The following is a 13,960-nucleotide window of genomic DNA, read 5'->3' as shown; positions in this document are numbered from 1 at the left end:
AGAACGCCGACCGACAATCCATTAGGAGCAGGGGCATGGTGGCAGTGTTTACGGGCAATGGGCTGGGACTGTTCGACAGTTCTCTGGCTGCCCTCGGGGCGACAACCGGTGGTACCGCCGCGCTGGGTCAAGGACGCGACCGGCAATACGTCAACGTGGCGCAAGGCAATCTGGTCCTGCAGGCTGCGGACGAGCATCTGAACTTCCGCGGTCTGTCGGTTGGGTTGAACCGCACCTACAACAGTCTGGGGCAGCTCTCCGACGTCGGTGCCGACGGCTGGCTGACCGGATTCGAGCGCAAGGTCAGCCTGATCGGCTCGCTCAATGCCGCAGGTTCGCGTGCACGTCTGCAACAAGGCGACGGCAGCAGCACCGAGTTCCTGTACGACACGACCACACGCAAGTATGTGTCTACCGCCGGCGCCGGTGCGCACGACACTCTTTCCTGGGATGCCGAGTCCAAGACCTGGACGTTGACCGAAGGCAGTACACGCCGCCAGGAAGTCTTCGCCGATCATGCCGATGCGCTCGCGCAGGGGCGGCTGCTGCGCATCATCGCCGGAACCACCGATGGAGGCGCCTCCGCAGCCTTCGATGTGGTGTACGACGTGGATGGCCGCATCGGCGCGGTTGTGCAAGCCGACGGAACCAGCGGCAGCGATGCGCTCGTCTTCTCTTACGATGCACAGGGCCGCCTTGCATCGGTGGGCACGCGCCAGGCAGGCGTGATCGAACACCAGATCGCCTACGAGTACGACGCCCAGGGGCGGTTGACCGCCGTGGTCACCGACCTCACCCCATGGGACGACACAGATAACGTCTGGAACACGGCGGACCGCGCGGCCAACGATGGCCACCTGTTCCGTACCGAGTACAGCTACGTCGATGCGACCAGCCTGAGGATCGCCTCGGTGCGCCAGAGCGATGGCGTGGTCACCCGTTACAGCTATCAAAGCGATGGACGTCTGGCCAGTGTTGCGTATGGCGAAGGCGCGCAAGCGCAGTCTTACACCCTGGCGTATGCCAGCGATCAGCGTCAGACCGATATCACCGATGCTGCGGGGCGTACCTGGAGCTATCGCTTCGATGCATCAGGACAGCTCCTGGAGGTCCTCGCCCCGCCCGTGAGCGGCCAGCGCGACGTCACCAGCTACACCTATGACGCGGCAGGCAACCTGCTCTCGACTAGGCAGGCACGCGGCAGTGCCGTGCTCACCCAGGTCACTTACATCTACGACGCCAGCGGCAACCTGCTGCGCGAGACCAACAAGGCCGGCGAAGTCACCGTTCGCGCCTATTCGGCGCAGAACCAGCTGCTTTCCGAAACCCGCTATCTCGCCGGGACCACCAATTTCAGCACCGCAGAGCCCCCGGTCGCAGGGGCGCTACGCACGCGTTACGTCTACGACAGCCAGGATCGACTGCGCTATGTCGTCGATGCCGAAGGCCGCGTGAGCGCATTGGAGTATGCGAGCAGCGGCACAGGGATCGGCCAGCTGGCAAGCACGCGCAGTTTTGCCAATGCAAGCTACGCCGGCACGACCTACACCGAAGCGGCGTTGCAGGCCTGGGCTGCGCCGTTGTTGGCAGACACCTCGCTGGTCGAATACAGCTACGACCCGAATGGGCGTCTGGCGCTAACGGTTGCTTTTGCGCAAGTGGACGCCAACGGTGCGGGTGTCCGCGACCAGGCCACGCTCACGACATTGTCGACCTACGACGGCCAGGGACTGCTGCTGCGCAAGGCCACCGTGCGCGGCATCGTCGAAGCGCCGGTGCTGAGCGAGATTGTGGATTACTCCTACGATGGCATGGGTCGCTTGCTGGGCACCGTGCAGAGTCCTGGGGTTGGCCTTGGCTCGCCGCCCTCGGCAGCGCCTATTGATCCAACAGATCCAGTAGATCCGGTCGATCCGCCAGTCGACCCAGTCATTCCGCCGCCAACGCGCACGACCACGTATCAATACCTGGACAGCGTGGGACGCATCGCCATCGCGCAGACTGCCGGGGCGACGCAGATCCAGGTGCGCGACAGCGCAGGGCGAACGACGACGACGACGTTGGAAGATCCGTCTGCCGTCGGCGCAGCGCGCACGCAACGCTACATCTATGACGCTACCGGCCTGTTGCGCGCATCCGAAGATGCACTGGGTGGGCGCGTCTACCAGTTCTACGACGACAAGGGCCGGCTGGCGGCGCAGGTCGATGCCACCGGTACCGTCATCGGCTACAGCTACGATGGTGCGGACCGGGTGATCGCCACCACGGCGTATGCCAATCGCGTTACGACTTCCAGCTGGCTGATAGACGGAGCCGTGGTTCCGACCCTGGTGTCGCAGATCGGACTGCAGCTCGACAGCGCCAACGATCGCGTCACCCGTCGCAGCTACGACGACGCTGGCCGCGTGCTCACCGAAACCAGTGCAGTGGGTACGGTCACCCGCTACACCTACGATGGCGCGGGGCGCCTGATTACTGCCAGCATCGGGACGGGGGCCAACGCGCGGGTCACACGCAATTTCTATGATGCTTCGGGCCTGCTGACGGCGACGTTGGATGCAGAAGGCTTTCTGGTCGAGCGGGGTTATGACAAGGCCGGGCGGCTGATCCGCAGCACGGCCTACTCAACCGTCACCACGGCCACTCTACGTGCAGCCGGTACGCTGCAACAGTTGCTTCCAGCTGCCGCAGACGCGGACCAGACCACCCGTCTGTTCTACGACCGGCGCGGCAATCTGGTCGGCCAGCTCGATCCGGAAGGCTACGTCACCGAATACGTGTTCGATGAGGCCGGCAACAGCCGTGCCACCTTGTCGTACTACAAGCAAGTTGCTGCATCGACGCGCCAAGGCGACTGGTCGAGCATTCGCCAACAGGTTGCGGCTGTGGCCGACGAATCTGCTTACCGCCAGCAGCGACGTCAGTTCAATGGACTGGGTCAGCTGGAAACAGAGGTTTCCACAAGTGGGCTGGTGACGCGTTTCACGTATGACGCGGCGGGCCGTCTGGCACACACTGACAGTGAAGACCGGCGTACAGACGAATGGGGCTGGGAAACGGTCAACACGCGGGAAAACAACCGTTTCTATAACGCGTTCGGAGAGCTTGTTGCCGAGCTGGATGGCGTTGGCTCTGAAAAATTGTACCAAGCGCAGACGAGTGAAGAGCGCCAGGAGCTGATCGCCCGTTACGCCACACATTACGAGTACGACGCATTGGGTCGTATGGTTCGCAGCACTAACCCCAATGGTGTGGCGACCTGGTTCATTCACGACGCCGAAGGGCGCCTGCGTTACAGCGCGCAGGGTATGTCCAGCGTGGAAGGCGTCAAGAATGCACAGGCCGAAGTCACCGAGTGGCGTTACAACGCCTTTGGCGACCAGACCGAGCAGATTCGGTATGGGGGTCGTCTACAGCTTGCGGTGCCTGGCAGCCGTCAGAGCTTGCAGGACGCGCTCGGTACCTTGTCGTTCACTGCAGCAAACGATGCCCGCCAGCAATTCACCTACAACGCAAACGGGCAGGTCATCACGGCGACCGACACGCTCGGCGTTCGTACGCTGCAGACCTATAACGTATTTGGCGAGGTCGAGCGGCTCGAGCGTGCTGCTGGTACGCCGCGTGGCATGGTCACAACATACAGCTACGACCGTCGCGGCCTGCAGTTGCAGACCGTGCAGGACGCAGGGACGCGACGGCTCAACCTGACGCAAAGCGTTCGCTACGATGCCTTCGGGCGTGCGGTCAGCCAGACCGATGCACGCGGGGCCGTCAGCACGTTTGCCTACGACAAGAATGGAAGGCTCATTCAAACCTCGCGACAGGTAGAAGGGCGCGATGAAACCACGACCACCCGCTATGACGCATTCGCGCGCGCGCTGGAAATCACCGACGCAACCGGAAACACCGCACGTTTCAGCTACGACGATACGGAGCTGGAAGTACAGACCACCTCTGCACTGGGTGTGGTGACTCGATCGCGTTACACCAAGTTCGGTGAGCTGCGGCAAGTGGAAGGAGCCAAGCCGGCGAGTTACGAGTACGACGCAAACGGCAGGCTGGTGTCGTGGAGAGACGGCGTGGTCAACAAGAATCGTCAGTATGACGATGCCGGGCGACTCATCTCCAGCGATGAGACTGGGCAACTCTTCAACTACGTCTACGACGATGCCGGCAGGCAGATCGCAAGCATCCGGCCGAACTGGGGCTTCAATCCAGAAACCGGCTCTTTCGAGGTGCTGGCCAGTAGTCCTTCAACCCGTTACACGTACGATGCGCTTGGGCGCCAGCTGCGCGTGGTGGATGCCAGGGGAACGGTTACCGATTTCCGCTACGACCTTTCAGGTCAGCTGCTGGAATCGATAGTCGATCCGAGCGGGCTTGCGATCAAGACCACCTACGCGTGGGACGAACTTGGCCGGCAGATCTCCGTCGTCGAGGCCGCAGGCACGGCCACGGCGCGGACCACCCTCTACACCTACGACGCTGCCGGCAGGCGCGTCAGAGAGGTCGTCGACCCGACCAAGCTCGCGTTGACGACGACCTACACCTACGATGCCAACAGCAATCTTGTTGCGCGGCAGGACGCTAGCGGCAGCCTGACGCGCTACACCTACGACGAAGCCAATCGGTTGCGATTCCAGATCGATGGCGTCGGGGCTGTCACCGAGAGCCGCTACGATGTGGCGGGCCGCATCGTAGCCACCCGGACGCATGTTGCGCCGATCGCGTTGAGCAGCACGATACTGCAGGCGACAAGCGCACAGATACAGGCGCTAGTTGTACGTAACGATGCGCTGGACCAGCAGCAATACATGGTGTTCAACGCAGACGGCCAAGTCTCGCTCACGATCGATGGCGCAGGTGCGACCACCTCGTACACCTATGATGCGAAGGGTCGTCAGGTCAAAACGACTCGGCATGCACTGCCGATCGCCCTTGATGAGAGCACGAGGCTGACACTCGAGCGAGGCGAGTCGAACCTGGACGCGCTGCCGTTGGGTTGGGACGAGAGTCGCGACCTTGTGCAGTGGAAGGCCTATTATGTCAGTGGTGCACTTGCTGCGACCGTGGACGGCACCGGTGCCGTTACCGAATTCTTTTATAACCAATCCGGGCTGCTTTCAGGGCGTAGAGATTACTCCCAGAAAGTTGAGTTGGGACAATACGCCGATAACAATTGGGATCAGAGCGTACGTCAATGGCTCGATACCGGTAAGTATGAAGCCGATGATTTAAGTTCGAATTATTCGCAGTCGACGCTTGGTATAGCGAATTCACAGGATTATGACTACCGCGAGATCGGCTATCTTCGCGATGGTGCCGGTCGGGTCATCTATGAAATCCAGACAACCAGCGAATATCACTTTGGATATCGGGAGAATGGAAAGCTCTCGGTAAAAGCGTATACGTACACGGCCACCGGCGAGTTGTCGTCTGAAACGGTTTATGGAGTAACAATCCAAGCGCCCGGCGACGGAGGGAGGCCGATCCTTGGAAATTCCTGGATCAACGTGCAGGAGCAATTGGAACGAGAACTAGTAGAGCTCAATGAGAATCAAACTAGGGATAGTCTGATCCGCCGTCGCGACTATTACTACGACGCGGCAGGCAGGCAGCGCTTTGCCATCGATGCCGGTGGTGCAGTCACCGAGCAGAAGTACGACGCGATGGGGCGCGTGATCGACAAGCGCAGCTACGCAACGTTGCTGACCACCGCGCCTGCAACATTGGCCGAGGTCGAGGCGAGCGTTGCCAACGCCACCAATTACCAGGGCGGATCGTTCCGTTACGATGCTGCTGGCCGTGTGATCTCTCAGGCAGATCGCCTGGGCAAGGTCGAGTTCTTCGGTTATGACGGCGCCGGGCGTGTGATTCGCCACCAAGATCGCAACGGTGCGGTCTGGAACTATACCTACGACGCTGCCGGCAACAAGACCGCCCAATTCAGCCCATCCATCGCGGTCGCGACGGCTGATGCATCCGGAACCGTGACCAGCGTGCAGCGCAGCCTCGTCACCCGTTACACCTATGACGGGCAGGGCAATGTCACCTCGATGATCGAGGACGCCGATGGCGGCCGGCCGCGCGTCACGCGCTATGAGTACGATAACCGCGGTCACCAGATCCGCACCATCTTCCCGGATGCCGGCCGCTTGGATGCGGCGGGTCAGTTGGTGGCATCCGGCGAGAACGCCACCATCGAGGTCACGTACGACGCGTTCGGCAATGCGGTCATGCAGAAAGACGTACGTGGCAGGTACAGCTACAAGTCCTACGACACTCAAGGAAGACTGGCCCATGATGTGGATTCGGAAGGCTATGTCATCAGCTACGGATATAACGCTTTCGGGGAGCAGTCGCGGCTGACGCGTCATGCCGAAAAGGCTGATATCTCCACTGATATGCCGGATGGACGGCCGGAGTCCATCGGTCGCTATCTCGAATGGATGAATTACAGCGACGACCGGACTATCTACACGTTCTACGATCGCGCGGGACGTAAATCGAGTGTCGGTACGATGCCTCAGGTGCAGCCGACTCCGACGAGAGCGTCCGATGAGATGCAAGCCGCTTCTTGGTACGGTGAGCCTGTTGAAGACGATCTGCGTTGGAACGCGACCTCACGCACGTCTTTTTTCTATGATGGATTTGGCAATCTGAAGAGAGAAGCTGTTCTGCTCGAACGTGATACCTGGGGCAACTACGGTGACCTCGGGTACGGCACGTATGCGATGACGTACCACGTCTACGACGACAATGGCCGTGAAGTGATGAGGACGGATCCGGAAGGTTACGTCACGACCTACGAGTACACGGCGACTGGTCAAATTGCCAAGCAGACCGAGTATGCCAACCCGATCGTCGAAGCCGACCCCGAAGATCTGCGTAACGTCGAGCTCTCAGAAAGAGATCGCAGTACGACTTATGTCTACGACGCCTTGGGACGCAAGACGTCCGAGACGGTGACGCGGCGTGCGCAGGACAGATTCGGTGCCGCAAGTGTCGGCCCGCTCACCAATAGTTACACCTACGACGCCGAAGGTCGGCTGACCCAGTCGCGCATCAATAACCAGACCGTCAACATGGCTTACGACGCGCTCGGCCGCGTGGTGGCTACGCGTGAAGGCGATCGTGCTGCGGTAAGCGCCGCTGCGACGGGCTTGCTGGCGAGCGGCGATCTCTCCGGGATCGATGATCCCAAGCTGTATCAGACGGTCGTTCCCACCACGACGATGCGCTATGACGCATTCGGCAATCTGGTTGAGCAGTCCAGCGGCGCCGAGGGTGCCGGTTGGGTCACCCAAACCTTCCGTTATGACTGGCAGGGACGCAATGTCTGGCAGCGCGATGTACTCGGTAATGAGCTGACGCGCACCTTTGATGCGGCCGACCGCGTGCTGGAAGAGCGTCGCAAAGTCAGTTATGCGGCGTTCTCGCAATCGGAGAGCGGCAAGTTCAGCTACACCTGGCAGGCGGCGGAACAGCTGGGCGAGTGGGCCTGGCTCAGTACGCGTTACAGCTACGACAACACCGGGCGCCAGCTCAGCAAGCAATCATTCCGCGAGAGTTTCGCGGGTGGCGAACTTATTGACGAGGTCGTGGAGGCTAGCGAACGCGTAGAGTACAACGCGTTCGGCGAGATCAAGGTCAAGGACACCCATACGGCCGGTGCCGAGGTAGATCAGACAATCGGCTATGAATACGACAACCACGGCAATGTCATCTGGACAAATGCTGATGGTGTCGATCGTCGCTTCACCTACGATGCCGGCAATCGTCAGGTGTCCGAGTCGCATTATGTTGGAGATTCCAGCTGGCAGTCGCAGGGCGGCCGCTATGTAGAAACCTCACTCGAGATGGACCACCTTGGCCGCGTCCGCACGCGCACGCGGTTAGGTGACGGCAACGGCGAGTTATCTCCGAATGTGGTCACGCAACACGGATACGACCGCTGGGGCAACCAGATTTGGGTTAGAGATGCCAACGGCAATGAGACTTCGTTCGAGTACAACGACGCCAATCAGCTGATCTCGCAGACGGCACCGGAAGTGAAGGTGGTTTCGGCTACCGGTGTAACGACTTTCGAGCGCCCTGTGATGCGATGGTTCTACGATGCGATGGGGCAGCTGGTGGGCACACGCGACGCCAACGGCAATGGTCGTCGTTACCAGTACGACCCCCGCGGCCGACTGCTGAGCGAAGAGGACGCCGCTGGCGGCATCAAGCGGTATCGCTACGATGCGCTGGGTCGCCAGACATTGTCTTCCGACGCAGATGGCACCCTGACCCTCAAGCAGGTGGATGCGGCGGGCCGGGTGGTCTCGGTGTGGGCAGATAACGGCAATAAAGCCGATGGCAGCCGCAGCTGGCAGGAGATGGAGCGCTACGTGCTGGACCAGGATGGCAATCGCCTGGTCAGCATCGACAGCAACGGCAAGGTCACCAAGGCTTCCTACGATAGCCAGGGCCGGCTGCTCCGCTCTGAGAGCGCCACTGGCGTGGTGGTGGAGTATGCCTACGATCTTCGCGGCAACAAGATCAAGGAGCGCAATGCGCTGGCGCTGGCGCGGGTCAATAGCGAGAATGCTGCAGAGGGCTGGAACTGGAGGTTCGATCGTGATGGCGACCAGGTCTACTTTGATGATAAGACCTGGAAATACGATGCCTTCAATCGCGTCATTGACCATAACGACCTGAGTGGTCTGGACTACGACTACACGTACGACCGGGAGTCTGGTCAATTGCTGTCGGTGTCGATCAGCAACATGCAATTCGGGTTGCAACGCGCATCCAACGCCTCGGCACAGATGGAGCAAGACCCCGAATTCCCCGAAGATCCGGGTGAACCGGAGCCGCCGATGCCGCCATTGGTGGAGAGTGCGCGCAACTACTTCTACAACGCCGACGGCCTGGTCGCGCGTGTCGAAGAGCCCAGCACCTCTCGCGATCCCGCGACCGGTATGCGAAGGATCAACGCCACCCGTTACGAGTACGACGCCAACGGCAACCGCACGCTGGAAGAAACCACCAGCTACGATGCCAACAACCAGTTGTTGCACGTCTCCACACGCACCAGCTACGACGCGCACAACCGCATCGAGCGTGTGATCCAGGACGACCTGGTGGCGCAGCGCCGTCTATTGGATGTGCGTTATTCCTATGACGCCGTCGGCAACCGCCGCCTTGTCGAAATGGGCAGCGCCTTCAACCCGGCGGGCGAGCAGCCCTCCAATGCGAGTTTCGAAGAAGGCAGTCGTGGCTGGACCATGGGTGAAGGTTGGGCCATCACCCAGAATGGTGCTGGCGGTGATGCCAACACTGGCACATGGAGTGCGCGGTTCACTGGTTCCAACAAGGGGCCACAAAGCATTACCAATAACAAGCGCGTGACAGTCACCGCTGGTCAGACGATCACAGCCAGTGTCATGGTGCAGCAAGGCACCGCACAGGCAGGCGATGCCACGGCGCGGGTGCTGATCATTTGGTACGGTGCCGACGGCAACATGTTGCCCGGTGGAGAAGGGCAGTCGTGGGCAGGCGGCAATCTGGTCACTAGTGGCAGCAGAGACTACAAGCAGTCGTCGGTGACCACCGTCGTGCCGCCTGGTGCGGTGGCAATGTCGATCGCTGGCAGTGCCCGTAGAGGTCCAGGCGCTGCAATGCGCTTGGACGATTTCCAATTCACCATCGGCCCTATCCCCAACCCGGCCCCGATCAATGCCGGGATGGAGCAGGGCAGCACCAACTGGGACCTGGGTGAAGGCTGGACGATTGGTCGGGAAGGTGCGAACGGCGATGCTTTCACCGGCACCTTCAGCGCGCAGTTCAACGGGTCCAACAGCGGCCCCAAGAGCATCACCAACCAGGAGCGCGTACCTGTTGTACCGGGCAAGAGCGTTACTGCCAGCGTGATGGTGCAGCAGGGCGCCTCCAGTGCCGGCGACGCCTCTGCGCAGGTATTGATCGTCTGGTACGACGCCGACGGCAACATGCTGCCGGGTGGCCTGGGTTCGTCGTGGTCCTCGGGCAATGTGGTGGACAGCGGCTCCGGCGGTGCTTGGCACAAATCCTCGGTCACCGCCACGGTACCGCCGGGTGCGGCCTTCATGACCATCGGTGCGAGCGCCAACAAGGGCGCCGGCGGTGATCCGTTGTGGGTGGACGACTTCCAGTGGACCTATATTCCGGTCGAACCCGGCATCAAGGAGCTGCCGGTCGACAAGGCGTACTGGTTCGACTACGACAAGGAAAACCGCGTCACGGTCAGCAACGGTGTGCTGCAGGCCGGCAAGATCGTCATCGCCAACGACGACACCAGCTCGCTGCAGAGCTACGACAAGGACGGCAAGGTCACCTTGCGCCAGTCCTACGACAACGGGGTGCTCAAGCGCCAGCAGTTGTTCTACGACGACCAGGGCCGGGTGGTGCGCATCGTGCAGACCTTGCCCGACAACGTCACCCGGCTGCTGGAGACCAGCCGCTACGACGCCTCCGGGCGCCTGCTGGAGCGTCGCCAGTACGCCGATGACGGCTCGGCCAAGCGCATCGATGTCAGTAGCTACGATGCCGATGGCCGGCTGATCAGCCAGAGTGCCTACGGCATCCCGATGGGCGGGGTGTATCAGCCGGTGGACGAGGACGGTAACCCGCTACCGATGCCCGACGACGGCCTGGAAGGGCTGCAGCTGCTCAGCGTGGTCAACTACCAGGACGGCACGCCGGCCACCGGTTACGACGCGGCCGGCCGCCTGCGCGGTTATCGCTACTCGCTGGTGCGCAACGAGCAAGGCAGTGGCATGACCACGCCGGAGGGCTACACCCACACCTACCGCTACACCTACCAGGGCGCAGAGACTTACCTCACTCAGCAGGTCATCGGCACCAGCACGCACAAGGACTTCAAGACCAGCAACAGCACCAGCACCTACGACGCCTGGGGCAAGCTGCTGTCGGTGCGCGAGAACACGCCGGGCGGCAAGGTCGATGACCGGCTGCGGTATTTCACGATGGATGCGGAGGGCAACATCCTGCGCCGCACCGAGGGCACGTTCGAGGGTGGCAAGTTCACCCAGGACGATGCCGAGCGCCTGCGCACCGAGCAGTACGCGTTCGCCAATGGGCAATATGTGGCGGCGGGTCGTTTCGACGGCAAGACCGACGTGCTGGGGCAGATGAACGCCTATGCCAGCACCGACGTGGGCACCTACAAGGTGACGGTGCAGGCCGGCGACACGCTGCGTGGCCTGGCACAACGGCTCTACGGCAACAGCAACCTGTGGTACGTGCTGGCCGAAGCCAACGCCATCGACGACGACAGCGGGCTGGTGGCCGGTGCCACGTTGAACGTACCCGACGTCAAGGCCAATACTAACGACGCGAACACGTTCAAGCCGTTCAACGCCAGCGAGGCGATCGGCTCGACGACGCCGTCGCTGCCGTATATCCCCAAGCCGCCGGAAAGTGGGTGCGGTACGTTGGGGATGATCATCATGGTGGTGGTGGCCGTGGTGGTGACGTATTTCACCGCGGGTGCGACGAGCGGCTACTTTGCGGCGGCGTTCAGCGCCGCATCTAGTACTGCAGGTGCAGTTGCTGCCTCAGCTGCTACTTACGCTGTTGCAGGCGCAGCAGGGTCAATCGCCAGCCAGGGCGTTGGCAGCGCGATGGGTCAGACGAGTTTCAGTTGGCGCAATGTGGCGGCAAGTTCCATCGCGAGTGCGGCAACTGCCGGCCTCAGCACCGCCGTGTCCGCAAGTGTGGGCCCCGTCGTCGGTGCGATGAGCACGGCAGCGGTGGGCAATGTCAGTAATTACCTGGCTAATCGATTGGTCGGCAACGAGGCCAGCTTCAGCTGGCGCAGCGTGGCGGCCAGTGCGGTGACTGCGGGTATTACACAGCAATTGGCGCCGACAATTGCGCAGTCCATTGGCGTGGACACGATGAAGTATGGGCAGGCAACCGTGGCCGGCATTACCGGGGGCGTGGTCAGTGCTTCCTTGCGCAGAGGGTCTATCGACTACACCGATCTGGCAGTCGATGCATTCAGCAATGTACTGGTCAACTCGTTGACACAGAGCTCCAGCACAAGTTTGTTTGATCCTGGCACTGCAATTGCGTCCGCAGATGGAGGTGGGGCGCCGGGTCGGTATGTACGCGATCGCAATGGCGATCTGACGCTTGATACCGTCGAGGTCAGAGCCACGCGCAGCAACATATCTAGCATCCAGATCCGCGCAAGCGATCAGCAACTCCGTGACCAAGCGTTGATGCGTGCGGTCGGTGCACAGACGGTGGAGAACATCCGTGCCGACCGTCGCCGCAGCAATGCCATCGACGTAGGAGCGTTCCAACGCAGCAACGCGCTGGATATTGGTGCCATCAATGCCTCACGCATGGCGCCTGCGACTGCACAGCCGGTGGCGCCGATGCCGATCGATCCGGAAGCAATCACGATCGATCCCAACAGCATCAGCGGGTGGGAAGTCGCCGGCTCCTTTGTTGAGGGCATCGGCAATGCATTCGTAGGGGTTGGGCGCGAAGTTGCCGATACGCCGCTGCGGGTGGGCGATATGGTGCTGGCTGCAGCAGCAGTGACCACGAACCTTTTCCGAGAAGAGGGCGACTATTGGCTGCCTGAGATGAACAGCGGGATGTCGCGCGACTACGAACGCTCAGGCCAGACGTGGGACCAGTTCGCGCTGGATCACAATCCGCTGTACGCCGCAACCGTGGGGCTGGGGACCGTAATTGGCAATGGTGCCGGCGCAGCCGTAGTGGACAACGATTACCGCCCGCTCGCGAATTTGGGTGGAGAGTTTGCAGGCGGCTTGCTGGTCGGCAAGGCGATGAACCGCTATGGCAACTATGGTGTGATGATTGATGACATTGGTGCTAGTGGGCTTGGGCGATCGCAGGCTGGCAGCGTGGGGGTTCGGTTTGGTAGGGTTGAGAATGAGCCTAATGTAACTTCAGCAACTACAAATAAACTACCTCAGTGGCTTAAGGATCGGTTTGACGCGGGAAATGAATTTAATAGGATTAATCGTGGTAGATATCAATACAACGAAGTTGAAGTTGTAGATTCAGCCGGGAGGAAATTTAGAGTGGATTCCTACAACGCTAATTCTGTAATGGCAGAAGGCGAAATTGTCTCCAGAAAATTCTCCCAGCTAGGCGATATCAGGCCACGAACAGGGATAAGCTATCTGCAAGAACTGTCTGCAAAATATCCTAGTGGTGCCATGATTTCAGACAGTCCGTTTAACCCGGTGGTATTGCGCGGACAGCCATTGAGAGGCGATCTAATTCTAGAGGTTCCTGTACAAAGGGCGCCGATTCCCTCCGCTGTATTGGAATACGCAGATAGAAATGGCATAATTATACGCGACGTTAATGGGGTTTCTTACTGACATGGTCGAATTTTTCGAGAAATGGTTCGGGGCAAAGCGTCGACTAATAGGTCCTTTGGATATATCCGAGGCTAAGATTAGACATGAATCTCTTATTCCTTATGTCGCTGTATTGGAGTTAGATGGAGCTAAGCACGTACTGGACATAGCTGGTGACTGGGTCGCTGTCAGATTTTTTGATTCTTATCAGCGAGTATTTTTGATATATGATTTTAAAAGAATTGAGGGTGATCGTATATTTTTATCCCGGGCCATGCATTTTGAATATGAGAGCGATGCTCATGAGGCTGAAAATTCAGTTACATTTGTATTTGCATTTGATGGATCAATTTTAATAGAAAAAAGAAATCTTGCCACTGGCGATATAAGCGAGATTAAATCGCATGGAGAAACTTCTCCCAATTGGGATATTTATCCTTCTTTTGGGAGTTATAATAATTTATGCAGGGTAAGTAGAGTATAAATTTTTATCCGGCATCAAGGAGCTGCCGGTCGACAAGGCGTACTGGTTCGACTACGACAAGGAAAACCGCGTCACGGTCAGCAAC

The 13,960-nt window shown here is 60.0% G+C and carries 2 protein-coding genes; both read left to right on the top strand.

The features are described from left to right. Window positions 1-35 precede the first annotated feature (35 nt). Complete coding sequence (locus NYR97_RS07120; RefSeq protein WP_316697269.1) at window positions 36-13,412, top strand: LysM peptidoglycan-binding domain-containing protein; 13,377 nt, start codon at window positions 36-38, stop codon at window positions 13,410-13,412. Window position 13,413: 1 nt separating this feature from the next. Next, window positions 13,414-13,875: a hypothetical protein gene (locus NYR97_RS07115; RefSeq protein WP_316697267.1), complete on the top strand. Its 462-nt coding sequence runs from the start codon at window positions 13,414-13,416 to the stop codon at window positions 13,873-13,875. Window positions 13,876-13,960 lie beyond the last annotated feature (85 nt).

Source organism: Xanthomonas hydrangeae (genome assembly GCF_032697525.1).
Classification (GTDB): domain Bacteria; phylum Pseudomonadota; class Gammaproteobacteria; order Xanthomonadales; family Xanthomonadaceae; genus Xanthomonas; species Xanthomonas hydrangeae.
The sequence above is the reverse complement of the archived record's forward strand: the minus strand, read 5'-3'. Positions and strand labels throughout refer to the sequence as shown.